24 protein-coding genes and 1 pseudogene are annotated in these 24,093 nt (G+C 38.0%); 21 read left to right on the plus strand and 4 right to left on the minus strand.

What is annotated here, in order from left to right:
• Window positions 1–40 precede the first annotated feature (40 nt).
• The 6 genes from BAOM_RS08970 (at window position 41) to BAOM_RS08995 (ending at window position 2,336) form a co-directional block, all read left to right on the plus strand.
• Window positions 41–577, plus strand: a complete 537-nt coding sequence (locus BAOM_RS08970; RefSeq protein ID WP_127759979.1) for a peroxiredoxin family protein — start codon at window positions 41–43, stop codon at window positions 575–577.
• A gap of 187 nt (window positions 578–764) precedes the next feature.
• A complete protein-coding gene (locus BAOM_RS08975; protein WP_119118380.1) occupies window positions 765–893 on the plus strand; it encodes an FbpB family small basic protein in 129 nt (42 codons plus the stop codon).
• A 58-nt stretch (window positions 894–951) separates the two neighbouring features.
• Window positions 952–1,095, plus strand: a complete 144-nt coding sequence (locus BAOM_RS08980; protein ID WP_127759980.1) for an acid-soluble spore protein N — start codon at window positions 952–954, stop codon at window positions 1,093–1,095.
• A 75-nt stretch (window positions 1,096–1,170) separates the two neighbouring features.
• Window positions 1,171–1,416, plus strand: a complete 246-nt coding sequence (gene tlp, locus BAOM_RS08985; RefSeq protein ID WP_127762510.1) for a small acid-soluble spore protein Tlp — start codon at window positions 1,171–1,173, stop codon at window positions 1,414–1,416.
• A 168-nt stretch (window positions 1,417–1,584) separates the two neighbouring features.
• On the plus strand, window positions 1,585–2,007 hold the full coding sequence (locus BAOM_RS08990) for an acyl-CoA thioesterase (RefSeq protein WP_127759981.1): 423 nt from the start codon (window positions 1,585–1,587) through the stop codon (window positions 2,005–2,007).
• Between the two features lie 35 nt (window positions 2,008–2,042).
• A complete protein-coding gene (locus BAOM_RS08995) occupies window positions 2,043–2,336 on the plus strand; it encodes a hypothetical protein (RefSeq protein WP_127759982.1) in 294 nt (97 codons plus the stop codon).
• 25 nt (window positions 2,337–2,361) lie between these two features.
• On the opposite strand, the gene BAOM_RS09000 is transcribed toward BAOM_RS08995, so the two are convergent.
• Together BAOM_RS09000 and BAOM_RS09005 are read right to left on the minus strand one after the other, a co-directional pair.
• Entirely contained in the window at window positions 2,362–2,652 is a 291-nt protein-coding gene (locus BAOM_RS09000) for a HesB/YadR/YfhF family protein (protein ID WP_127759983.1), read from the minus strand.
• 196 nt (window positions 2,653–2,848) lie between these two features.
• Complete coding sequence (locus tag BAOM_RS09005) at window positions 2,849–2,986, minus strand: YycC family protein (protein WP_127759984.1); 138 nt, start codon at window positions 2,984–2,986, stop codon at window positions 2,849–2,851.
• A 584-nt stretch (window positions 2,987–3,570) separates the two neighbouring features.
• Between BAOM_RS09005 and BAOM_RS09010 the strand changes: the two genes are divergently transcribed.
• The gene (locus tag BAOM_RS09010) at window positions 3,571–4,866 is read left to right on the plus strand and encodes a globin-coupled sensor protein (protein ID WP_127759985.1); all 1,296 of its coding nucleotides are present in this window, start codon (window positions 3,571–3,573) and stop codon (window positions 4,864–4,866) included.
• Window positions 4,867–5,000: 134 nt separating this feature from the next.
• Here the strand turns inward: BAOM_RS09010 and plsY are convergent, their stop codons facing one another.
• The gene (gene plsY, locus BAOM_RS09015; protein WP_127759986.1) at window positions 5,001–5,591 is read right to left on the minus strand and encodes a glycerol-3-phosphate 1-O-acyltransferase PlsY; all 591 of its coding nucleotides are present in this window, start codon (window positions 5,589–5,591) and stop codon (window positions 5,001–5,003) included.
• A 504-nt stretch (window positions 5,592–6,095) separates the two neighbouring features.
• Here plsY and BAOM_RS09020 point away from each other — a divergent pair.
• The 3 genes from BAOM_RS09020 to parC all read left to right on the plus strand — a co-directional run bounded on the left by BAOM_RS09020 (window position 6,096) and on the right by parC (window position 11,239).
• Entirely contained in the window at window positions 6,096–6,509 is a 414-nt protein-coding gene (locus BAOM_RS09020; RefSeq protein WP_127759987.1) for a CoA-binding protein, read from the plus strand.
• 309 nt (window positions 6,510–6,818) lie between these two features.
• The gene (gene parE / locus BAOM_RS09025) at window positions 6,819–8,792 is read left to right on the plus strand and encodes a DNA topoisomerase IV subunit B (RefSeq protein WP_127759988.1); all 1,974 of its coding nucleotides are present in this window, start codon (window positions 6,819–6,821) and stop codon (window positions 8,790–8,792) included.
• 2 nt (window positions 8,793–8,794) lie between these two features.
• Entirely contained in the window at window positions 8,795–11,239 is a 2,445-nt protein-coding gene (parC, locus tag BAOM_RS09030; protein ID WP_127759989.1) for a DNA topoisomerase IV subunit A, read from the plus strand.
• Between the two features lie 137 nt (window positions 11,240–11,376).
• Here parC and BAOM_RS24295 read toward each other — a convergent pair whose 3' ends face one another.
• Complete coding sequence (locus BAOM_RS24295) at window positions 11,377–11,520, minus strand: YuzK family famiily protein (protein WP_164853105.1); 144 nt, start codon at window positions 11,518–11,520, stop codon at window positions 11,377–11,379.
• Between the two features lie 541 nt (window positions 11,521–12,061).
• Here BAOM_RS24295 and BAOM_RS24925 point away from each other — a divergent pair.
• From BAOM_RS24925 to BAOM_RS09080, 11 genes and pseudogenes are all read left to right on the plus strand, one after another.
• Window positions 12,062–12,252: pseudogene (locus BAOM_RS24925) on the plus strand (cytochrome ubiquinol oxidase subunit I); the annotation flags it as partial.
• Window positions 12,253–12,397: 145 nt separating this feature from the next.
• Entirely contained in the window at window positions 12,398–13,165 is a 768-nt protein-coding gene (locus BAOM_RS09035; RefSeq protein WP_127759990.1) for a hypothetical protein, read from the plus strand.
• Between the two features lie 201 nt (window positions 13,166–13,366).
• Window positions 13,367–14,038 carry a TetR/AcrR family transcriptional regulator gene (locus BAOM_RS09040; protein ID WP_127759991.1) on the plus strand — a complete coding sequence of 224 codons (672 nt, stop codon included), beginning with the start codon at window positions 13,367–13,369 and terminating at the stop codon, window positions 14,036–14,038.
• A gap of 68 nt (window positions 14,039–14,106) precedes the next feature.
• On the plus strand, window positions 14,107–15,246 hold the full coding sequence (locus tag BAOM_RS09045; RefSeq protein ID WP_127759992.1) for an acyl-CoA dehydrogenase: 1,140 nt from the start codon (window positions 14,107–14,109) through the stop codon (window positions 15,244–15,246).
• A gap of 47 nt (window positions 15,247–15,293) precedes the next feature.
• Entirely contained in the window at window positions 15,294–16,940 is a 1,647-nt protein-coding gene (locus BAOM_RS09050) for an AMP-binding protein (RefSeq protein ID WP_127759993.1), read from the plus strand.
• 12 nt (window positions 16,941–16,952) lie between these two features.
• Entirely contained in the window at window positions 16,953–18,302 is a 1,350-nt protein-coding gene (locus BAOM_RS09055) for an acetyl-CoA carboxylase biotin carboxylase subunit (RefSeq protein WP_127762511.1), read from the plus strand.
• Between the two features lie 14 nt (window positions 18,303–18,316).
• Window positions 18,317–18,529, plus strand: coding sequence for an acetyl-CoA carboxylase biotin carboxyl carrier protein subunit (locus tag BAOM_RS09060; RefSeq protein WP_119118397.1), 213 nt, complete (start codon window positions 18,317–18,319; stop codon window positions 18,527–18,529).
• 125 nt (window positions 18,530–18,654) lie between these two features.
• Window positions 18,655–19,557: a hydroxymethylglutaryl-CoA lyase gene (locus tag BAOM_RS09065; RefSeq protein ID WP_127759994.1), complete on the plus strand. Its 903-nt coding sequence runs from the start codon at window positions 18,655–18,657 to the stop codon at window positions 19,555–19,557.
• Window positions 19,558–19,568: 11 nt separating this feature from the next.
• Entirely contained in the window at window positions 19,569–20,348 is a 780-nt protein-coding gene (locus tag BAOM_RS09070; protein WP_127759995.1) for an enoyl-CoA hydratase, read from the plus strand.
• Between the two features lie 151 nt (window positions 20,349–20,499).
• The gene (locus tag BAOM_RS09075; RefSeq protein WP_127759996.1) at window positions 20,500–22,035 is read left to right on the plus strand and encodes an acyl-CoA carboxylase subunit beta; all 1,536 of its coding nucleotides are present in this window, start codon (window positions 20,500–20,502) and stop codon (window positions 22,033–22,035) included.
• Window positions 22,036–22,617: 582 nt separating this feature from the next.
• Window positions 22,618–24,075 carry a nicotinate phosphoribosyltransferase gene (locus tag BAOM_RS09080; RefSeq protein WP_127759997.1) on the plus strand — a complete coding sequence of 486 codons (1,458 nt, stop codon included), beginning with the start codon at window positions 22,618–22,620 and terminating at the stop codon, window positions 24,073–24,075.
• Window positions 24,076–24,093 lie beyond the last annotated feature (18 nt).

Consider the following 24,093-nt stretch of genomic DNA (forward strand, 5'->3'; position numbering starts at 1 on the left):
AATAGGGTAAACGAGAATGCCAACATAGGGAGGCTGTTTTATGATTAAAAAAGTTATCGCTTCAATTTTTTTACTTTCTCTGATCACTTTCTCTATTGTACAAGCAATGGATCAGCAAAAAGAAAAGAAAACAGAAGAGTTAGATCAATTAGGCGGATTAACGATTGGTGGGGAGGCCCCAGATTTTACGTTAAAAACGCTAGAAGGGAAAGAAGTTTCTTTATCGGATTATAAGGGGAAAAAAGTGATGTTAAACTTTTGGGCGACCTGGTGTCCGCCATGTAAAAAAGAAATGCCAGCTATGCAGCAATTTTCTGAAGAAGCAGGAGAGGATATAGTTGTTTTGGCTGTGAATATGGATCCAGAAAATGATGTAGAAGGATTTGCGTTAAATTATGAATTAACCTTTCCAATTGTTCTAGATCAGCCAGAGTCAGGAAGTCTTATCAGTGAACAGTATAAAATCATGAGTATTCCTACGACTTTTTTTATTGATCGTGATGGCATTATTCAACATAAGTTCTTTGGTGAGATGCAGTTGAAAGATATGGAACGAAATATGAATAGTATGGAATAAGGAGCTAAAAGAGGCTCCTTTTTTATATTTTTTGTAAATTTGGAAATAATAAAAAATACAAACTTTTACGATTAGTAAATCAAGGGACCTGTGCACATAGTTATCCGTTCCTTGAAGCTTAACTGATTCTTCTTGTTTTTGAACTGGAAATCTGGATTTGCTATAAAAAATGGAAGTAGGTGATAAAATGAAAAGACACAAAAAAACATTTGAACAATTAATACAGGATAATAAAAGAGAGCTGCTGGAAGATTATAAAATGCTTGAAATCATTGAAGAAAGAATTGAGAAACGACATATGCAAAAAGCCGAGTAAAAACTGGTAGCTATATTTCCTGCTATTTGATGCAAATTAATAGTAGGAGGCGATATTGATGAGTAACCCAAAAAAAGATTCCAAACACTTTAATCCTAATCACGTTGGGACAAAACAGAGAGCATTTGGTGGAAACAAAGGAAAGCAAATGCAAGATCAAACAAGTCCAACTCCTCAAGTGATTCAAACAAAAGGGGAATAGCTGTTACATCTATATTCATAATAAGTATCTTATAATTATGTTATGTAAACAAAAAAGTTGGTAGGGGGAAAAATGATGACTAAACCAAATCCAGATAATCGTGCCGATAACGTAGAAAAGCTGCAAACAGCTATTGAAAATACACGAGAGAATATACAGGCTGCAAATGAAGCAATCGAATGTTCATCATCAGCTGACACGGAAGCAATTCAGGCTAAAAATGAGCGAAGAATGGAAAGTATAAACTCGATGGAAGCTGAAATTGAAGATGAGCAAGCAGCTCGAAAAAACGGATATAAGAGCAGTAATCAGTTTCAATAAATAATGCAAAAAGGCTATCCAAAGTTTTTTATTTGGATAGTCTTTTTTAACTATTAGCAATGGGTACAGTAATTATTTTGACGTGAAGGCAACTCGAATATTCAGTTTTCCAATCGAAATTATGGTAAGATGATGATGAGACACGTTAGTAAAAGGAGAGAGAGACTTATGCATATTGCTGAACATCAAATAGAAGTGCGTTACGCAGAAACCGATCAAATGGGCGTAGTCTATCATGCTAATTATTTAGTATGGATGGAACTGGGACGCACGCAGCTAATACGTGAATTAGGCTTTGAGTATGCTCAAATGGAGGCTGATGGTATCCTATCACCTGTGATTGATATTCAGGTTTCTTATAAAACGCCAGTCCGTTATGGACAAGTGGCAATAATTAAGACATGGATTGAAAGCTATGATGGAATTCGAGTCGTTTATGGGTATGAGATTTTCAACGGAAATCAAGACTTAGCTGTAACGGGTCAGTCCTCACATGTATGTGTAAAAAAAGAAAGTTTTCGTCCTATTTCTATTAAACGGCTTTTTCCTGAGTGGCACGAGGCCTATGAGAAGAATAAGAAGCTAGTTTAAAACGATAATTTACATAAGTTGAGGTGAAAAAAGCCTTGGCCTTCGGGATTAAGCGTAAAGATCTAGAAGAATGGAAGTACCGAATTGATGCAGGGGAAATTGCTTTTTTAACACATTATTGGTTGGATGATCGATTTCCAGGCTGTAAAACGGTGACCAAAGTCGGCTGCAAAGATTTAGATCGTTTAGCCAAATGGGGACAACAGTATGGTTTAAAGAGAGAATGGATTGATCTTAGAAAAGATGGCTACTCTCATTTTGATTTACTGGGGGAAAAGCAAAAACAAATTTTAGCAGCAGAAGGAATTCACGAAAAGCTGATAAAATAACAACAGCGGCACTTAGCCGCTGTTGTTATTTTGCATACGAAAATTCTGGTTCACCTAGTTTTTTATTAAAGCGAATAATTAGGTCATGACCATCGAAAAACCAAAGGTCATTTTCTTCGATAAAGAAGGTTACTCCATCTTGCTCTGTTAATACAATCGGGTGAACCGGACGTTCCTGAGAAATACCTAAAGAAAAGCCAGCTTGAATACTGCTGTGGCCGCCATACCTTACAAAAAAACGAATATATGCACCTGAAGATAAAGCTAGTTCCTCTTTATACCAATCTACTGCTTCATTAGAAATTTTAATATTCACTATGTCTCCTCCTTCTGTCGAACCCTCGATTTTGTATAGAGCAAAAGTTACATAAGTTGTAAAAAAGCAGAATATTATTTCTGCATATATAAATCATTTTCTAAAAGTGTCTAAAAAGTTCACAAATATAGGTGATATTTATAAAATATAACATGTTTATTTGTGGTATTATAGGACTATAAATAGGTTTTAATACCTATTTTTTGTTTTCGTCTAATTCTGCTAGTTTTTTTAGAAGAATAGGCATGGGCATATGCATTACTTGTTCTAGTGGAACATTCAACGCTTTTGCTAGTTTGATGGCTGTTTCAGGTGAAATTTGTAATGGTTTCATAGTAGAAGCTCCTTATTTTTCAAGATTTTATAGATGAAGAATACATGTATTACGAAAACAAGTGAAACTTTACCCAGCAGGTTATTGCCCCTTTCCTCATATCGTTCCTCGCTTTTTCTCCATCTTGTACTAGGTATTAACACCTATTTATGTAAGATTTATTGAAAGCTATATCAAGAAAAAATAAAAGTTCGCTTTAATCATTCCAACTAAATCTAAATAGAATCAGTAAAGCTTAAGATAAAAGAAAAAGATTGAAGCAAGCCATTCTTATAACGATTATTACTGAATCTGCGCCAGTAGTTTTGGTAATAAGGATAAGCTAACCGCTTGGCTATAAAACTCCTTGTATTGTAGCATGAATGTGGACAAAAAGCATGCTTGAGAAGTAGGTGAAACATATGAATTTATACATAATACTTGTTTTTTTAGAGAAAGAAAAGGTCTTTGAATTCATTTTTCGGGTATGTAGTGAACGGCGCAGACAGACTAACATATATAGGCGACAGGTACAGCCGTTTTTTGAATGCTTTATATTTTTTCGCTAGGCATGTAACAGTGATTCTTTCACGGGAGGGAAGTAGATGAAGGTACTATCCAAATTGAAGAAACGAATGAACAAAGTTTTGACAGTAAATCCGGCAGCAGGGGAGATAAAGGTAAGCGATTCAGAAATAAAAAAACAGCTAAAAATGATTGATTTAACAGAGAATGACCTCCGTATCATTTTTGCGTTCGGAGAAGTCATTTATGCCCAAATTGATGAACTTTTGGATGGCTTTTATCAAGCGTTATTGGAAGTTCCAGGGTTAAAGTCAATTATTACGAAGCATAGCACAATAGAACGCCTGCGTTCTACATTATATACACATATTGTTACATTATTTGAAGGTGTTATTGATGATTCTTTTGTCGAAGCCCGTCTGCAAGTAGCTAAGAGCCACTATCGGATTGGTTTGGCATCGCGTTGGTATTTGTCCGCGTTCCAAAGCTTACAAAATTCAATGTTATCATTAATCTATACATACGTACATAATGAAGAAGAGCAACGCGCTGTAATCTTTGCTATTACGAAAATACTAAGCTTTGAACGGCAATTAGTTATTCAGGCTTATGAAATGGAAAATCTGAAAGCACGTGAAATAGAATATGAAAAAGTCAAAAAAGATGTACAACGTCATATTTTAGGGATAAGTGAGGAATTACTCATATTAAGTGAAGAAACACATACTTCAATTAAGACGCTAGGGTTTAACGGTCAGGAGTTAGAGGACATTGTTAGGATTCAAACGGAACAGTCGACTTATTCTAGAATGAGTGCCGAAGAAGGGCAGAGGTGCATGCTTCAACTAAAAACCAAATTATATGAACTGGTTGTATTTATGAATCATGTAGATCAAAATATTCACTCGTTGAATTCGTCCTTGCAGCAAATTACGGAGTTTGTTCAAATTGTTCAATCTATTGCGAATCAAACGAATTTACTATCATTGAATTCAGCTATTGAAGCAGCTCGTGCAGGTGAACATGGAAAAGGGTTTGCCGTTGTAGCAAATGAGGTAAGAAAATTAGCGGATCAAACGAAAGAATCTATTGCGCAAATAGATGCTATTGTTCAGACATCAAACGGTTATATGCAAAGTGTGCTTCAATCTGTTGTAGAAGTGAAAGAAGTGATGGAATTGGGAGAAAGAGAATCTACTGTAACGGTCGAATCTTTCGATAAGATTCTTGAATCGGTGGAGAAAGATGTTGTTGGAATGAATAAAATTAAGCAAAATATTCATTCATTTGTGATGGTTATTGATGAAATTAAAGGTGTAACAGAAAAGGTGGCATCTCAGGCGGAAACATTGAATCAGACAGCCGCAGAGTTATAAAAAAAAAGCCCCATTCAAAGGGCTTTTTTATTCTATATCAAATAATAATTCATGATAAGTGCACATATTATTTCGGCATAGCCGTTAATTTTAGGGGAAACGTGCCTATCCCCATCTAGCTATATACTTGCTCATTATAACCATTTAATTTTTGGTTCAGTTTTATTCATAATTCGTTTAATATTGGCTCGATGGCGATAAAAAATAAAAATTGTAAGGACTGCGATGACCAAAATTAGTGGCCAATCGTCCAAATGGAAGATAAAGCAATACGTTAAGGAAGCCACAGCTGCAATCATGGATGATAACGAAACATATTTTGATATGTATAAAGCAATGAAAAAGACTACGAGTAAAAATAAAAATAAGAATGGCTCATATCCGAGTACGACACCTGCAGATGTAGCAACCGCTTTACCGCCTTTAAAACTAGCAAATATCGGAAACATATGTCCAATGGCTGCTAACACACCGGCTAATAGCAGGTGAATATCGGCTCCAAGTAATCCAGGAATAAGGGTCGCTGCCGTACCTTTTAAAATATCCATCAATGTAACAGCAATGCCAGGTTTAATTCCAAGTGTTCGAAATGCATTCGTTGCTCCAAGGTTTTTACTACCATGTTCACGAATATCTACTTTATAAAAGGTTTTACCAATAATTAATCCAGATGGAATGGATCCAATTAAGTAGGCAAGTAATAAAGAAAGTATAATAATTAACATCGAATGGCCCTTTCTAATAAAAAATTCTTGTTTTTTTCTTTAATAAATGGCTATGTTAAACAATATTCTTGCTACAATTAAGTTTGGTTTGTTTTAGCCTCACTCCATGAAACAAAGGAAAAGCGTGTTTTCTGCAAGAGGTCCCGCACAAAAGAAGCCAAAAACAACAGCATCATATAACAAAATTTAATAAATGGCAAGTTAAATAAACGAATGGCTACTTTATTGTACCACTTTCTCGTTAAAAAGGACGGCCAAGTGATAAATTTCCTGAGAAAAAATCTTCTCTATATTATGATTAGAACATCATATTTCTAAAACGAAACGGAAAAGCTGATAAACGAAAAAGATCTGAATATATTTTATCGTATATAAAGTATTAGAATATTGTACCGGAGTGAAGTATAGAAAAGATTCCCTTGCTAATGGAAATCGAGGAAGATTCTTTGTAAAATGGTTGGTAAGATTTAAAAGTATACTATCTTTTGAAAAGGAATGATAAACATGACAATTATAAATCCAAGCAGAGAAGAAATCGGAAAAATATTAAAAAAAGCAAAACGAATTGCTGTTATTGGTTTGTCTAATAATCCAGATCGAACTTCGTATATGGTGACAGAAGCGATGCAAAACTGTGGCTATGAAATTATTCCGGTTAACCCAACGGTAAAAGAGGTACTTGGGGTGAAAGCTGTTGCTTCATTAAAAGATATAGAGGGGCATGTTGATATTGTCAATGTATTCCGACGTTCCGAATTTTTACCGGAAATCGCCAAAGAATTTGTTGAAATAGATGCGGATGTTTTCTGGGCTCAATTAGGAGTAGCGAATCAAGAGGCATATGATTATTTAACAGAGAAAGGCTATACCGTTATTATGGATCGTTGTATTAAAGTTGAACATGCCATGACAAAATAATAGATAAAATGAAGCTGCCATCAGTGAGAATGCTCATTGATGGTTAGTTAAATATATTGCTTATTTAAAACGGATTTGCTAAATAAACAAATACCATCTACAATTAATAGTTGGTATGCATCAAAATGAATAGTTAAGGTGCTAAATCAAGGGACGACAAAAATAGAACACTTGTTCCTTTTTGGAGAATGTATTATACTTAATTTATTCACAGGAGCTTTAACTAGACTAGATTGTTAAAGCTTAGAGTCATTTCATGGTAGTATGATTTGGCCCGGAAATTGGTTTTGTTTAGAAAGGGGAATTTCTGTGGCAAAGAACAGCAAAACAATTGAGTATAACGATGATGCAATTCAAGTACTGGAAGGATTAGAGGCGGTTAGAAAACGTCCTGGTATGTATATCGGCAGTACAGATGTAAGAGGACTTCATCATTTAGTATACGAGATTGTGGATAACTCCGTAGATGAGGCGTTAGCAGGTTTCGGAGATCACATAATAGTCAAAATACATAAAGATAACAGCATCAGTGTGACAGATAAAGGACGCGGTATGCCTACAGGAATGCACAAGCTTGGTAAACCTACCCCAGAAGTTATTTTAACGATTCTCCATGCTGGTGGAAAATTTGGTCAAGGTGGGTATAAAACGAGCGGTGGCCTGCATGGTGTAGGTGCTTCAGTTGTCAATGCTTTGTCAGAATGGCTTGTCGTTACAATCAAGCGAGATGGCTATGTTTATGAGCAGCGTTTCGTAGATGGCGGGAAACCAGAGACGACGTTAGAGAAAATTGGGAAAACGAATCAAACAGGGACAAAAATACATTTCAAACCTGATGCTTCGATTTTTTCAGTTACAACTTTTAACTATCAAACATTAAGCGAACGACTTCGAGAATCTGCTTTTCTATTAAAAGGAATGAAGATTGAGCTTATTGATGAACGACATGGTCAGCAAGAGCTGTTTCATTACGAAAATGGCATCGAAGCGTTTGTAACTTATCTAAATGAAGAAAAAGATTCGCTGCATACGGTTGTTAGTTTTGATGGTAAGCAACATGATATAGAATTAGATTTTGCTTTTCAGTTTAATGATGGGTATTCTGAAAATATTTTAAGCTTTGTAAACAATGTTCGAACAAAAGATGGCGGTACACATGAAATCGGTGTCAAAACTGCGATAACTCGTGCTTTTAATGACTATGCGCGTAAGGCAGGCCTATTAAAAGAAAAAGATAAAAATCTAGAAGGTACAGATATTCGAGAAGGTTTATCAGCGATTATTTCCGTTCGGATTCCCGAGGAGCTGCTGCAATTTGAAGGACAAACGAAGAGTAAGCTTGGTACAAGTGAGGCTCGTTCAGCTGTAGATGCGATTGTGTCTGAACATTTAGCGTACTTTTTTGAAGAGGATCCGACTACAAGCACCTTGCTCATTAAAAAAGCGATTAAAGCGTTTCAAGCTCGTGAAGCAGCGCGAAAGGCACGGGAAGATGCTCGAAGCGGAAAGAAACGAAAGAAATCAGATGCGATTTTATCTGGTAAATTAACGCCAGCTCAATCGAAAAACCCAGATAAAAATGAATTATATCTTGTCGAGGGGGATTCAGCTGGAGGTTCAGCGAAGCAAGGTCGGGATCGTCGTTTTCAAGCTGTATTACCGCTTAGAGGAAAAGTGATTAATACCGAAAAGGCGAAACTTGCGGATGTGTTTAAAAATGAAGAAATTAATACGATTATTCATGCGATTGGCGCAGGAGTCGGGCCAGAATTTAATGTGAGCGATACGAATTACGATAAAGTAGTTATCATGACGGATGCCGATACAGATGGAGCACATATTCAAGTGTTGCTATTAACTTTTTTCTACCGGTATATGAAACCGCTTATTGAAGCGGGAAAAGTATTTATTGCCTTGCCGCCCCTTTATAAGGTGAGCAAAGGGAGCGGGAAAAAGGAAATCCTCGAATATGCGTGGAGCGACGAAGAATTGCAAGCCGCTATCCAAAAAGTAGGAAAAGGCTATACGATTCAACGCTACAAAGGTCTCGGTGAAATGAATGCCGACCAACTATGGGATACGACGATGAATCCAGAAACGAGAACGTTAATCCGAGTGAAAATTGATGATGGTGCACGGGCGGAAAGACGTGTGACGACGTTAATGGGTGATAAAGTAGAACCGCGCCGAAAATGGATCGAGTCGAATGTTGCTTTTGGTCTCGAAGAAGAATCGAATATATTAGATAACGAAAATATGTCGATTGCAGAGGAGGCTGAATAAAGATGGCATCAGAAGAGAGATTTCGTGATTTACCGTTAGAAGAAGTGATTGGTGACCGCTTCGGACGGTACAGCAAATATATTATTCAAGATCGAGCGCTTCCAGATGCACGCGATGGTTTAAAGCCAGTACAGCGCCGGATTTTATATGCAATGCATGTAGAAGGAAATGTACATGATAAGGCGTATCGTAAAGCAGCTAAAACAGTCGGAAATGTAATCGGGAATTATCATCCGCACGGTGATAGCTCGGTTTATGAAGCGATGGTAAGAATGAGTCAAGACTGGAAGCTGCGTAATGTAATGGTACAAATGCATGGAAATAACGGAAGTATTGACGGGGACCCGCCAGCTGCGATGCGTTATACGGAAGCAAGATTATCTGCGATAGCTTCTGAGCTGCTCCGTGATATTGAAAAGCGGACCGTTGATTTTGTTCCAAATTTCGATGATACATCAGAAGAGCCTGTCGTTCTACCGGCGATGTTTCCAAATTTGCTTGTAAATGGTTCGACTGGAATCTCTGCTGGATATGCAACGGAAATTCCACCGCATCAACTAGGTGAGGTTATTGATGCAACGATTATGAGAATTGATCATCCAGAAGCAACGGTTTCTGAATTAATGACGGTGCTGAAAGGACCAGATTTTCCAACCGGTGGTATTATTCAAGGGATTGATGGCATTAAAAAAGCATATGAAACTGGTAAAGGAAAAATCATAATTCGCTGTAAAGCCGAAATCGAAAGCATTCGAGGAGGCAAAGAGCAAATTGTCATAACGGAAATACCTTATGATGTGAATAAAGCCAATCTTGTGAAGAAAATCGATGAATTTCGTTTAGATCGAAAAGTGGAAGGAATTGCGGAAGTTCGTGATGAAACCGACCGTACAGGACTTCGTATCGTAATCGAGTTAAAAAAAGAAGCCGATGCACACGGTGTGCTTAATTATTTATATAAGAACTCTGACTTACAAATTGCTTATAACTTTAATATGGTAGCGATTTATAAAAAAAGACCAACTTTAATGAGTCTGCCTAAGCTGCTTGATGCTTATATTGAGCATCGACGGGAAGTAATTATTAATCGTTCTCGCTATGAATTGCAAAAAGCATATGATCGAGCTCATATTGTCGAAGGCCTTATGAAAGCTTTATCTATTTTAGATGAAGTAATCGCAACCATCCGTGCATCTAAAGATAAACGTGATGCAAAAGATAATCTCATTGCGAAATTTGCTTTTACTGAAGCGCAAGCGGAAGCTATTGTTTCCCTGCAACTATACCGATTAACGAATACTGATATTACAGCACTTGAAAAAGAGGCGGCCGAGCTTAACGCAAAAATTGCTGAGCTTACAAAAATTCTTGAGAGCGAAAAAGCGCTTATGCAAGTGATGAAAAAAGAACTGAAAGCAATTAAAAAAGATTATAACGATACACGCCTATCGAAAATTGAAGAAGAGATTGAAGAAATTAAAATTAATCTTGAAGTGTTAATAGCTAGTGAAGATGTCGTTGTGACTATTACAAAAGAAGGGTATGTAAAGCGAACTTCTCTACGGTCATATGCGGCATCAGGTGGACAAGACTTTGGCATGAAAGATTCAGATCGCTTGCTGCAAAAGCTGGAAATGAATACGACAGACGTTGTTCTGTTGTTTACGAATAAAGGAAATTATCTGTATTGCCCGGTTCATCAACTACCTGATATAAGGTGGAAGGAAACAGGACAGCATGTAGCGAATATTATCCCGATTGATCGTGATGAACATGTAATTAAAGCGATACCAGTTAAAGATTTTGAAGAGCCACGTTTTTTATTACTTGCGACTCGAAACGGTATGGTGAAGAGAACAGAGCTCGCTTCCTTTAAAGCGCAGCGTTACTCTAAACCGTTAGTAGCGATGAATGTAAAAGGAGAAGACGAGCTTGTCGATGTCCATCTAACGGATGGAAGTTTGGATGTATTCTTCATGACTCATCATGGATTAGCGCTATGGTATGATGAAGAAGAAGTGAGCATTGTTGGTCCGCGAGCTGCAGGAGTAAAAGGGATTAACTTGAAAGAAGAGGATTTTGTTGTCGGTATGAAAGTGTTAGGAAAGGATACGGAAGAAGCCGTTGCTATCGTCACACAACGTGGATCAGTGAAGCAGATGAAGCTGTCTGAGTTTGAAAAAACATCGCGAGCAAAGCGAGGCGTTGTTGTATTAAGAGAGTTAAAGGCTCATCCGCATCGGGTTATCGGCTTTGAAATGGTGACAAAATCAGATTGCCTTTCGATTCTTTCTGAGAAAGGAAAGCTTGAAACGGTCCAAGTAGCTTCATTAAAATATTCCGATCGTTATACAAATGGTTCATTTATTTTAGACGAAAGTGAAAGTGGACAAGCGAAGGAAATGTGGAAAAACTTAACCGAGGAAGTAGATAAAAGTATACATTAAACGAGAAAAATCCGTTCATCATAAGTGAACGGATTTTTCTCGTTTATAAAAACGGTAGTATAGTAATCTCTACATGTAAAGGAATTCTAGGAGGGCGTTATTGGTATGAGTATAGGTCATTGGAGTCAAGTTTGATGTTATTTTATAAACAGATTCGATTGGATTTTCTTTAATATACGTCTGCTTTGTGCATAATCCTGTTCGCGTGCTTCCTCAACTTTCAAGCGCTCATCAAGCTTTCGGCTATATTCAGCATAGCCAATTCCATGAGCTTGAAACATAGCCTTTTCCATTTCTGCCGTGTACAGTAAAGCGAGAGTTTTGATAAAGAATCAATCCTTTCTGAAATAATTTCCCTATTAATCGTATCATTGATTAAGAAAGGTCACAAAGTGGTTCTCGTTCTCTATTAGAGGAGATTAGCGCTTCTATACGTCTGTATAACACTCATTGCTCACAGACGCCAAATTCCTGCCATTTCCTTTGTTTTCCTTTCCTTTCCGTACATTTAGTATTTTAAGAACGAACTCGCTAGCATATAAATTTAAAAATCTTAGATGCAGAACGGCATTTATGTATTTAAAAATCAACCTCGTCAGAATATTTTTAATTAAACCTTAATTAAAAATAGTTAGTAATATAAATTATCCAATTATTGGTGTAAATTCTCTTGGCAGCTCATTAAATATTTTCCTTTTCTCGGGAAATACTATGAAGGATTTAAAACGGAAAGGGCGAGATAAATAGAATGGATTATGTATAAATTGCTGGGGCAATGTTCAGAACGAATATGGCTGTTCAGATTATTTTCGCGACCATTGGGTTTGGGCCTTTACCTCATTTGCATTAATTTCGAATGTTTATGCTTTTGAAGGTACACCAGTTGTTTTTCATTTTGAAAATGCCCCATGGGCGGCTTTTTTTATCCAATCTTTTTAGTAACAGCGGGACATACGGCATTAACAGCATATGCGACAGGTACTTTTGTTATTGCAGCTTTTAAAATGTTGAAAAATCCATTACTTCTTTTCGAGCAGTATGTATGTCGGCTTTGCGATTTTAGTGCCGGGTTTCTATTATTTCTGGTCTATCTTTATGAAGGATCAATGAAAAAAATAAAAAAGAAACACATCTCACAATCGTAAGGAGCGGTTGAGAATGAAAGGTCATTTTTTACATGTATTAAAATATGCTGTATTGGTCATTTCTGTTTGTTTAAGCTATCAAGCTGTTGAAGCACATGATAAAGGGTTTAAGTCAAATGAGTTTTATGAGGCAATGAAGCGCGATGTTACCGGTGATAAAAAAATTGATACTATTGAGTTAAGAGGTACACCAAGCGAGAAAAATCGTCACCTTTTAACGAAAATGGAACTCGTAGTGGAAAGCAACTGCAAGAGGACGTCCATTCCCCTTGAAGCAGGATATAAACCGAAGCTCGCTCTTGCTGATTTTAATAAAGATGGTGTACAGGACGTCTTTGTTTCCTTTCAAAAACAGAATAAATCTGAATTATTTCATCAAATTTATTCCTTTGACAAAGGACAAGTAGCAAATATAGAGGTACCGCCTTCTGTTCCTGTTACAGCTCAATTTCAAGACTATTATATGGCAGACATTACCGTCGAGGGGCAAAAGCCAGTTCGGGTGGATATTAGTAGTCATAGACAGGTGTATGAAGAGTTAGGGATTTATCAAAATGGAAAATTAAATGAAGCTACGGAGTTAATTATTCATCCTTATTTCGAATTAACAGTACGCTCTCAATTTGGACGTGGAAAGGGCTTGACTGGAAAACAATTAGTAAAAGGAATTGAGGGAGAAGAGGCTATTGCGACAATTTCTTCAGTGTGGTCATTTCAGGATGGGGCTTGGAAACTCATTAAAGCAAATGTTAAACCGTTAAAGAAAATAAAGAATCGATGAAAGCTCGTCTATTTGATGAGTTTTTTGTTTGTGCTAAGTTAACCTTATTAGTGGTTAAGCGATTTCTTAGCTAAAATAAGCCAAAAATCAACAATGTTATATAAAATAAATAAATTTCCAAATTTTTATATAGAAAAATATTGCAACATTTTTACATAATATGTTAAAATCATATTTAAGTTCAGTTATTACTATAAATAATTGAATGCTAGAAAATTCAAAAGGAGTGGTTGCTTTACGGAGTTAAAGGACCGAATTATCGAAACGTCGTTAAGACTCTTTGAACGATATGGCTTTCATGGTGTCTCAGTTCAAGAGATTGTGAAGAAAAGCGGTTCGAGCAAAGGCGGTTTCTATCATCATTTTCAATCAAAAGAGGAACTTCTTTTTGTGATTCACGATTATTTTGTTTCCTATGTGTTGACGAAAGCGCAGGAAGCGATGTCATCAAGTATACGCCCCACAGACAAAATGCAAAGAATTATCCGATCCTTTGTGAAAGCATTTGACCTTTATAAGCCACATATTTCTGTTTTTTATCAAGAAAGTATTTATTTAAAACCACCCTATGATCAAGCAATTAAGGAAAAAAGAAATCAATATAAAGAAGCGATGTTTTTTATCATTCAAGAAGGAATTGATAAAGGAGAATTTCGCTCAGAACTGCCTGTTCAAATCACCAGTATGTCGATTTTAGGTATGGTGAACTGGTCTTACAAGTGGTATAAACGGGACGGAGAAAAAACAATTGATGAAATTGCCGATATTTATGTCGATTTGATTCTTCATTCGTTATTAACCGATCAAGCAAAACAAGATGCAGCTTTTCAATCTTATTTTTTAAATGATCCGCTAGATTCGTATTCTAATTGAATGTGCTTTTATGCGGGGTGACAAGACCAACTAGTCGGTCTTATATAAATTACGGGAGGTTTTTGACTATGGATTTTGATTTAACACAAGAACAAGCCATGATACGTAAGTTAATTCGTGATTTTGCGGAAGCCGAGGTTGCTCCAGGTGCAGATCAAAGGGATCGTACTGGTGAATTTCCAAAGGAAATATTCAATCAATTAGCGAAGCTAGGGATGATGGGTCTTCCTTTTCCTGAGGAATATGGTGGTGGTGGTGGTGATACAATCAGCTTTGCCATTGCTGTAGAAGAGTTAAGTCGAGTATGTGGCTCTACAGGTATTACCTATTCTGCACATATTTCACTAGGGGGAGCTCCTATCCATTTATTTGGCACCCATGAGCAAAAGGAGAAATATTTAACACCACTTTGTACAGGGGAGTACTTGGGTGCTTTTGGTTTGACTGAACCTAATGCTGGTTCTGATGCAGGTGGAACTCAATCAACAGCGATTCTTAATGATGGTCAGTGGGTGCTTTCTGGTTCTAAATGTTTTATTACGAATGCAAGCTACGCCAAAAACCTTGCAATTACTGCAGTAACAGATCGATCAAAAGGAATTAATGGAATTAGTGCGTTTATTGTACCTACTGATGCGCCGGGATTTACTGTAATTAGTAATTATGAAAAGATGGGACTTCATTCTTCAAATACAACTGAGTTAGTTTTTGAAAATGTAAGCGTTGCTAGAGAGAATCTCCTTGGTGAAGAAGGCAATGGGTTTAAGCAGTTTTTAGCTACTCTTGATGGAGGAAGAATTGGAATCGGGGCGATGGCCGTTGGAATTGCACAAGGAGCTTATGAAAAATCGCTTCAGTATGCAAAAGAAAGAAAACAATTCGGTAACAGCTTATCTTCATTTCAAGCCATTCAATTCAAGCTGGCTGACATGGCTATGAATATTGAATTAGCTCGTAACATGGTTTATAAAGCAGCATGGTTGAAAGATCAAGGAAGAGCATTTAAGAAGGAAGCAGCCATGGCTAAATTGTATGCTTCGGAAATATGCATGAAAGTATGTGATCAAGCGGTACAAATCCATGGAGGTTATGGTTATATGAAGGAGTATCAAGTTGAGCGATTCTTCCGTGACGCGAAGCTTTTAGAGATTGGGGAAGGAACCTCTGAAGTACAACGAATGGTTATTGCTAAACAGCTAGGTTGTTAATCTTTCCAATAAGATAATTTAAATATAACTTGATGAGGAGGACTTTAATGACTGAATTGTTGCATGTCACGATTGGTCAGTTGCTAGAGCAAACAGCTCGTGTTTCAGGTGATAAAGAGGCAGTTGTATACCATGATTTAGGTCTTCGCTATACGTATCGGGAGTTTGAGAAATTATGTCGAGAAGTAGCTCGCGGGTTTATGTCGCTTGGAATTGAACAAGGGGATCACATGGCTATTTGGGCTACAAATAAACCAGAATGGCTTATCTCCCAATTCTCAACAGCGAAAATGGGAGGCGTACTTGTAACAGTAAATACGAATTATCGCAGAAGTGAGTTAGAATATTTGCTACAACAGTCGGATGCGACAACGATTATTTTAATGGAAGAGTATCGCGGTCATTCCTTCATCGAGACGTTATATGAAGTTGTTCCTGAATTACGAGAATCTAAACCAGGGCAGTTACAATCAAAAAGGTTGCCAAAATTAAAAAATGTCATTGTTCTTGGTGAAAATCGATATCCGGGCACGTATTCTTGGGATGATGTGTTGAAAGGAAAAGCTGATGTAACTGAGGAAATGTTAGATGAACGTATGAGTAATCAAAGTCCATCTGATGTGATTAACATGCAATATACATCAGGAACAACTGGCTTCCCTAAAGGTGTGATGTTGACTCATTCTAATCTTGTTAATAATGGTCTAAATATTGCAGGTTGTATGAAGCTGACAAACGAGGATCGCTTATGTATTCCTGTGCCGTTCTTCCATTGCTTCGGTTGTGTACTAGGGACAATGGCTTGTGTTTCTGTCGGAGCGACAATGGTTCCGATTGAAGAATTTAATCCAAGCGATGTATTGAGAACAGTCGCTGCAGAAAAATGTACAGGTCTTCATGGTGTACCAACGATGTTTATTGCTGAACTGAATTTAGATGATTTCGATAGCTATGATGTAAGCACGCTTCGAACAGGAATTATGGCAGGATCGAATTGTCCAATTGAAGTGATGAAGAATGTTGTAGAAAAGCTTGGAATGTCGGAAATTACGATTACATATGGACAAACGGAATCGTCACCTGGCATTACGATGACTCGAACAGACGATCCAATTGAGTTACGAGTCTCATCAGTAGGAAGAGCACTGCCTAATGTTGAAGTGAAAATCGTCGATCCAACTACGGGTGAAGAAGTGCCGTCGGGTACACAAGGCGAGTTATGTACGCGTGGCTACCACGTGATGAAAGGCTATTACAAAAATCCAGAAGCAACACAAGAAGCGATTGACCATGAGGGTTGGCTTCATACGGGAGACCTCGCGGTTATGGATGGAAATGGATATTGTAAAATTACAGGACGTTTAAAAGATATGATTATTCGCGGAGGAGAAAATGTATATCCTCGTGAAGTCGAAGAATTCCTTTATCAGCATCCAGCAATTCTTGATGTACAAGTCATTGGCGTTCCGGATAAAAAATACGGAGAAGTGGTCATGGCATGGATTATTCTTAAAGAAGGCGAAACTTTGACAGAGGAAGAAGTAAAGGAATATTGTAAAGGTCAAATTTCTCACTTTAAAATTCCTCGCTATGTCCAGTTTACGAAGGAGTACCCGATGACGGCGTCTGGAAAAATTCAGAAATTCAAACTGAAAGAACAATCAATAGATGTAATCTCAGAATCTACGAAATAAGGAGGGCATATGATGATCCAAAAAATATTGATTGCTAATCGAGGGGAAATTGCGCGAAGAATTATTCGTACTTGTAAAAAGTTAAACATTCAAACGGTAGCTATTTATTCTGAAGCAGATGCGGATGCACCGTTTGTTTCTGAAGCGGATGAAGCCTATCTATTAGGTGCTCCACAAGTACAGCAAAGCTATCTTAATGTCCAAAAGATTTTAGAGATTGCAAGTCTTGCAAAGGTAGATGCTGTTCATCCTGGCTACGGCTTCTTAAGTGAAAATGCAGATTTTGCTCGTTCATGTCAAAGCGCTGGTCTGATTTTTATTGGACCAAGTCCTGATGTGATGCAACAAATGGGTAGCAAAGTTGAAGCCCGAAAAACGATGGAGCAAGCTGGTTTACCACTTGTTCCTGGATTATCCCGCCCGCTTATTGATGCGGATGAAGCTGTTCAAGTGGCGAAGCAAATAGGCTATCCAATTATGCTGAAAGCTTCTGCCGGCGGCGGTGGCATTGGGATGCAATCGGTGGATAATGAAGCGGAGCTAATTAAAGCATTTGAAGGAAATCAAAAGCGAGCACAAATGTTTTTTGGGAACGGCGATATGTTCATCGAAAAACGCATTTTACAGCCGCGACATATCGAGATTCAAATATTAGCAGATACATTTGGCAACGCGGTGTATTTATGGGAACGAGAATGCTCTGTGCAACGTCGTCATCAAAAGGTCGTCGAAGAAGCACCGTCTTCATTCTTAAGTGAAGAAACGAGACGTAAGATGGGTGAGGCAGCCGTAAAAGCTGTGCAGGCAATTGGCTATTATAATGCTGGTACACTTGAGTTTTTAGTAGATCATGAGCAAAACTTCTACTTCTTAGAAATGAATACACGCTTGCAAGTGGAGCACCCTGTTACCGAAGAAATTACAGGCTTAGATTTAGTAGAACAGCAAATTCGTATTGCATGTGGCGAGAAGCTTTCCTTTACGCAAAACGATGTAAAGCTAGAAGGGCATGCCATTGAAGTACGAGTGTATGCTGAAGATCCAAAAACGTTTTATCCAGCTCCAGGAAAAATTACGGATTTACAGTTGCCAAATGGAGAAGGGATTCGTCATGAGCTAGCTGTTCATAATCAATCCGTTGTTTCTCATTTTTATGATCCAATGATTGCAAAATTAGTCGTTAAGGGAGAAACGAGAAACGAAGCGATTGAGAGGTTAAAAGAGGCGCTGGCTCACTATAAAGTACAAGGAATTAAATCAAATATTCCATTGCTGGAAGAAATCGCTGCTCACGAAGCATTTAAAAATGGAGATACAACAACAGACTTTATTGATAAATATATTAAAAAAATTACAGTTTAAGGGAGGGATTTTAAATGGCAGAATTAAAAGCGAGTATGGCTGGTAACGTATGGAAGGTGGTTGTAGGAGAAGGGGAAACGGTAACAGACGGACAAGATATCGTGATTTTAGAATCGATGAAAATGGAGATTCCTATTGCGGCAGAGCAATCGGGTTCTGTGAAGGAACTAAAAGTGAATGAAGGGGATTTTGTAAATGAAGGTGACGTGTTAGCAATCATTGAATAAAGTTCATTTAGTAGATTTTCTTTTAGGGAAGAGATACTGAGTGTTGGTTGAAGTCTCCCGCTTCTCTTAATGGTGAAGTGGGGGCTTACTATCTGCTCATTTGCGATAAAATGGAGGCGATGTAATTGAAATGGCCGGAGAAAATCATTATTAAGGAAGTAGGCCCACGAGACGGTCTTCAAAATGAAAAGCGGATTGTTCCAACAGACGTTAAAATAGACTGGATTAATGCTTTATCTAACACAGGGCTTTCTTACATTGAAGCGACCTCTTTCGTTAATCCTAAATGGATCCCGCAGCTCGGTGATGCAATGGAGGTAGTGAAGGGCATTAAGAGAAATCCGGATGTAACGTATGCGGCGCTTGTTCCAAATAAGAGAGGCTTAGAAGCTGCATTAGAAGCTAATATTGACGAGGTTTCTGTTTTTATGTCGGCCAGTGAATCGCATAATCAGAATAATATTAATAAATCAATAGCGGATACGTATCCTGTTTTGCGTGAAGTTATTGAGGAGGCGATTCGAAACGGAAAGACGGTAAGAGGATATGTATCAACCGTTTTTGGCTGTCCATATGAAGGAGATGTGCCAGTCGAGCAAGCGTTGCGTGTTTGTGATCAGTTATTTGATTACGGCATTCACGAACTTTCTCTCGGTGATACGATTGGTGTAGCTTCTCCTATGCAAGTGGAGCAGTTTCTTGAAGTAGCTCTTAAGCGATATGACAAAAGCAAGGTCGCACTTCATTTCCATGATACGAGAGGAATGGCGCTTGCGAATATTGTGAAATCGCTAGAGTACGGGATTGTTACTTTCGATGCTTCATTAGGTGGGTTAGGAGGCTGTCCGTACGCTCCAGGTGCAAGTGGAAATGTTGCGACAGATGATCTTGTTCATATGCTAGATAAGATGGGAATTGAGACGGGAATTGATGCTGAGAAACTTATGCAGGCGAGTTTGCTTATTCAAAATAGTTTGCAAACGCCGCTGCCAAGTCATCAGATGGCCGTATTTAATGCTAGTAAGTGAGGAGTGAAGCTATGAAGCTGATAGAAATGAACCGTGAAACAAAAGGTGTTGCGATTATTACGTTAAATCGTTCTGAAGCAGCTAATGCTTTATCAAAAGCATTGCTTCTTGAGTTAAATGAAGCAATCGCTGAACTACAAACTGACTCTCAGTTACGAGCTGTCATTGTAACGGGAGCAGGAGAGAAGGCATTTTGTGCGGGTGCTGATTTGAAGGAACGTGCTGGTATGGAAGAAGCCGAGGTAAAAGAGACAGTCAAACTGATTGGAAGCACAATTACAAAACTAGCAAACTTTCCGGTTCCTGTGATTGCCGCTATTAATGGTGCTGCATTTGGAGGAGGGCTGGAGCTCGCTTTAGCTTGTGATCTGCGCTTAGCTTCAGAAACAGCGAAAATGGGCTTAACGGAAACGGCGCTGGGCATTATCCCTGGCGCAGGTGGAACACAGCGCTTGCCACGTGTTATCGGGGTTGCTGCGGCAAAAGAATTAATCTATACAGCGCGTAGAATTGATGCACATACGGCCAATTCGCTTGGAATCGTTAGTCGAGTGGTGGCGCAAGGTAAGCTAATAGAAGAAGCGAAAAGACTCGCTCAGGAAATTGCTGAAAATGCTCCGCTTTCTTTACGCGCAGCTAAAGCGGCTATTAATGAAGGACTAGATGTTTCATTAGAAGCAGGATTAGCTATTGAAAAAATTCAATACAATACGACGATTCGTTCTAACGACCGATTAGAGGGTCTGGCCGCGTTTAAAGAAAAGCGAAAGCCAGTCTTTACAGGGAATTAAGAAAAGCGTAAGGCGTCTGCAATCGTTGACAGATACATAAGTTGTCTTTCGAAGAAGTTAGCTTATGACTTTGAGTCGGTAACGCTTGAATCTAGACACCAAATTGAAAGTTTTATATTTTCCTATCTTTTAAAAAAGCGGAGGGATTAGCATGTCACAATCAACGAAAACTACACTGAATGATATTGTGGAAACAATTAAAAAAGGTGGTTCTACTAAATATCATGAAAAAAATGCAGAAAAAGGTAAACTATTTGTTCGTGAACGCTTGGAGTTATTATTTGACGAAGGAATTGAAATAGAGGATGCCTTTTTTGCTAATTGTACAAGTGAAGGGCTGCCAGCTGATGGTGTTGTAACAGGCATCGGGAAAATTAACGGCCAAACGGTTTGTGTAATGGCTAATGATTCTACTGTAAAAGCAGGATCATGGGGAGCTAAAACGGTTGAAAAAATCATTCGTATTCAGGAAACAGCGGAAAAATTACAAGTTCCTCTTTTATATTTAGTTGATTCTGCTGGAGCACGTATTACGGATCAAATCGAAATGTTCCCAGGTCGCCGTGGTGCTGGAAGAATTTTTTATAACCAAGTGAAGCTATCTGGAAAAGTACCGCAAATTTGCTTATTGTTCGGTCCTTCCGCTGCTGGTGGTGCGTATATCCCTGCTTTTTGTGATATCGTTGTCATGGTCGATGGCAATGCATCCATGTATTTAGGTTCTCCGCGAATGGCTGAAATGGTTATTGGTGAAAAGGTAACGGAAGAAGAAATGGGCGGAGCGAAAATGCATTGCTCAGTTTCTGGATGTGGAGATGTGCTTGCTAAATCAGAAGAAGAAGCAATTGCATTTGCTCGCCGCTATTTAAGCTATTTCCCAACGAATTATCAACAAAAACCGACACCAGTAGAAGCCAAAGCACCTGCTTCTTTTGAAAAAACATTAGCAGACATTATTCCAGCTAATCAGAATGCTCCATTTAATATGCACGATCTAATCAATCGCATTGTCGATGAAGATTCAGTCTGCGAAATTAAGAAATTGTTTGCGCCTGAATTGATTACGACGTTAGCCCGTATTGATGGGCAGCCGGTCGGGATTATTGCTAACCAACCTCGTGTAAAGGGTGGCGTGTTATTCCATGATTCAGCGGATAAAGCCGCTAAATTTATTACGCTATGCGATGCTTTCCATATTCCGCTTCTATTCTTAGCTGATATTCCAGGATTTATGATTGGAACAAAGGTTGAACAAGCAGGTATTATTCGTCATGGTGCAAAAATGATTTCAGCGATGAGCGAAGCGACTGTACCGAAAATTTCCGTCGTCGTACGAAAAGCATATGGTGCTGGATTATATGCGATGGCCGGCCCTGCTTTTGAACCAGATTGCTGTCTTGCGTTACCATCTGCTTTTATTGCAGTAATGGGAGCTGAAGCTGCAGTGAATGCAGTATATGCGAATAAAATAAACGCTTTAGAACCGAATGAACGCGGTGCTTTTATTGCGCAAAAACGAGAAGAATATAATCAAGATATCGATATCTACCGTTTAGCATCTGAAATGATTGTCGATGCAATTGTTGCGCCAAATGATTTACGTGCAGAATTAACAAGTCGATTTGCAGCTTATAATAGCAAACAGTTAACATTTACTGATCGAAAACATGGAGTATATCCAGTTTAAATTATGAATCTATAAAAAACCTACCAGTTTTGGTAGGTTTTTTATATGGAAAAGGATAAGAATTCAATTAAACTTTTTTGGTTTCTTGTATTATAAGAAGCAAATATAGTAAGATAGTGTGTAATTACATATTTATACTTATAGTTTATTTTTGAATGCAATCACGGATGGTAACTACGATTGCTCAATCGTTTCTAATAAAGTGTTACTAATGAAAAGAAATAAGCTTGAAATCATTCATGTTTATAAACATTACTTGAAGAAAGTTCACAATTCGCATTTTATAGAAGGTATATGAAACTGATAAAAATAATACGAATGTTCATTATAGGACATTAGAACATTTTAAAGGCACGTTTGGAGCAACGATTTTATTTCACACTTAATGGGCAGTAGTTCCCACTTCAAGATTTTGAGAGAATAAAGAAGGAAAGTGGGAGACAATTGCTGGTAAAGGTCTGATTGGTTCAATAACCATCAGTGGAGGCTAAATGCCTCCTTACTGATGGAAGTTTCAGTTTATAAACATAGCAACATGAAAAAAGAGGAGCGGCTTGCATTTCTTTTGGGAGGAACTATCAAATGGCAACGAAATATACCGATGACAGCTATACATTACACACTGATCTTTATCAGATTAATATGGTTCAATCTTACTGGGAAGATAACATTCATAATCGAAAGGCCGTATTTGAAGTTTATTTTCGAAAATTACCTTTTAAGAGTGGCTATGCTATTTTTGCAGGGCTGGAGAAAATCGTTCATTTTTTAGAACATTTCAGTTTTACAGAAAGTGATATCGATTATTTACGAACATTGGAGTACGATGAAGCATTTCTTACGTACTTAAGCGGGCTGCGTTTTTCAGGAAACTTACGTTGTATGAAAGAAGGAGAACTTGTTTTTGCGAATGAGCCGATGTTACGAGTGGAGGCACCGCTTGGAGAAGCTCAGCTTATTGAGACTGCTCTGCTTAATATTGTGAATTATCACACACTTATTGCAACGAAGGCATCACGTATTAAGCAAGTGCTTGGGGATGAGCCAGCGCTTGAATTTGGTTCACGTCGCGCTCAAGAAATGGATGCGGCTATTTGGGGAGCACGAGCGGCATATATTGCTGGATTTGATTCAACAAGCAATGTTCGTGCAGGTAAGTTATTTGGAATTCCTGTTTCAGGGACACATGCTCATTCAATGATTCAAGCGTATAAAGATGAATATATAGCCTTTCATAAATACGCGAAAACACATAGAGATTGTGTGTTCTTAGTCGATACATACGACACCCTTCGTTCGGGTATTCCAAATGCGATTCGAGTCGCTAAGGAATTAGGCGATCAAATTAACTTTATTGGCATTCGTTTAGATAGCGGCGACCTTGCTTATTTATCAAAAGAAGCACGTAAAATGTTAGACGAAGCTGGTTTTCCTGAAGCAAAGATTGTCGCTTCTAATGATTTGGATGAATATACTATTATCAATTTAAAACAGCAGGGTGCATGTATTGATGTTTGGGGAATCGGAACGAAGCTTATTACAGCTTATGACCAACCAGCGCTAGGAGCGGTTTATAAAATGGTGGCGATGGAAGAAGAACATGGTGAACTGGTGGATACGATGAAAATTTCATCTAATCCAGAAAAGGTCTCTACACCAGGGCTGAAGCGCATCTATCGAATTATTAATAAAATTAACCACCATGCTGAAGGTGATTACTTGACGATGGAGGATGAAAAGCCGCAAGAAGAAGAGAAATTAAAGATGTTTCATCCAGTGCATACATTCCTTAGTAAATTTGTGACTGATTTTGATGCGGTCGATTTGCATGAAGATATTTATGAGGATGGTATATTAGTTTATGAATTGCCAGCCATTGAGGACATTAAAGCTTTTTGTAAGCAGAATTTACAAGTACTTTGGCCAGAATACTTACGCGCGTTAAATCCGGAAGAGTATCCAGTCGATTTAAGTCAGAAATGTTGGGATAATAAAATGAGAAACATCGCAGAAGTACAAGCCAAAATGGTATCTAAATAATGCAGAAAGAGGGTAAGT

The sequence above is a fragment of the Peribacillus asahii genome, assembly GCF_004006295.1.
GTDB classification, from domain to species: Bacteria; Bacillota; Bacilli; order Bacillales; family DSM-1321; genus Peribacillus; species Peribacillus asahii_A.

What these genes read in the sequence shown, in the direction of transcription:
- BAOM_RS08970 (WP_127759979.1), top strand. Translation starts at nt 41, where the DNA reads ATGATTAAAAAAGTTATCGCTTCAATTTTTTTACTTTCTCTGATCACT.
- BAOM_RS08975 (WP_119118380.1), top strand. Translation starts at nt 765, where the DNA reads ATGAAAAGACACAAAAAAACATTTGAACAATTAATACAGGATAATAAA.
- BAOM_RS08980 (WP_127759980.1), top strand. Translation starts at nt 952, where the DNA reads ATGAGTAACCCAAAAAAAGATTCCAAACACTTTAATCCTAATCACGTT.
- tlp (WP_127762510.1), top strand. Translation starts at nt 1,171, where the DNA reads ATGACTAAACCAAATCCAGATAATCGTGCCGATAACGTAGAAAAGCTG.
- BAOM_RS08990 (WP_127759981.1), top strand. Translation starts at nt 1,585, where the DNA reads ATGCATATTGCTGAACATCAAATAGAAGTGCGTTACGCAGAAACCGAT.
- BAOM_RS09005 (WP_127759984.1), bottom strand. Translation starts at nt 2,986, where the DNA reads ATGAAACCATTACAAATTTCACCTGAAACAGCCATCAAACTAGCAAAA.
- BAOM_RS09010 (WP_127759985.1), top strand. Translation starts at nt 3,571, where the DNA reads ATGAAGGTACTATCCAAATTGAAGAAACGAATGAACAAAGTTTTGACA.
- plsY (WP_127759986.1), bottom strand. Translation starts at nt 5,591, where the DNA reads ATGTTAATTATTATACTTTCTTTATTACTTGCCTACTTAATTGGATCC.
- BAOM_RS09020 (WP_127759987.1), top strand. Translation starts at nt 6,096, where the DNA reads ATGACAATTATAAATCCAAGCAGAGAAGAAATCGGAAAAATATTAAAA.
- parC (WP_127759989.1), top strand. Translation starts at nt 8,795, where the DNA reads ATGGCATCAGAAGAGAGATTTCGTGATTTACCGTTAGAAGAAGTGATT.
- BAOM_RS24295 (WP_164853105.1), bottom strand. Translation starts at nt 11,520, where the DNA reads ATGTTTCAAGCTCATGGAATTGGCTATGCTGAATATAGCCGAAAGCTT.
- BAOM_RS09035 (WP_127759990.1), top strand. Translation starts at nt 12,398, where the DNA reads ATGAAAGGTCATTTTTTACATGTATTAAAATATGCTGTATTGGTCATT.
- BAOM_RS09045 (WP_127759992.1), top strand. Translation starts at nt 14,107, where the DNA reads ATGGATTTTGATTTAACACAAGAACAAGCCATGATACGTAAGTTAATT.
- BAOM_RS09050 (WP_127759993.1), top strand. Translation starts at nt 15,294, where the DNA reads ATGACTGAATTGTTGCATGTCACGATTGGTCAGTTGCTAGAGCAAACA.
- BAOM_RS09055 (WP_127762511.1), top strand. Translation starts at nt 16,953, where the DNA reads ATGATCCAAAAAATATTGATTGCTAATCGAGGGGAAATTGCGCGAAGA.
- BAOM_RS09060 (WP_119118397.1), top strand. Translation starts at nt 18,317, where the DNA reads ATGGCAGAATTAAAAGCGAGTATGGCTGGTAACGTATGGAAGGTGGTT.
- BAOM_RS09070 (WP_127759995.1), top strand. Translation starts at nt 19,569, where the DNA reads ATGAAGCTGATAGAAATGAACCGTGAAACAAAAGGTGTTGCGATTATT.
- BAOM_RS09075 (WP_127759996.1), top strand. Translation starts at nt 20,500, where the DNA reads ATGTCACAATCAACGAAAACTACACTGAATGATATTGTGGAAACAATT.
- BAOM_RS09080 (WP_127759997.1), top strand. Translation starts at nt 22,618, where the DNA reads ATGGCAACGAAATATACCGATGACAGCTATACATTACACACTGATCTT.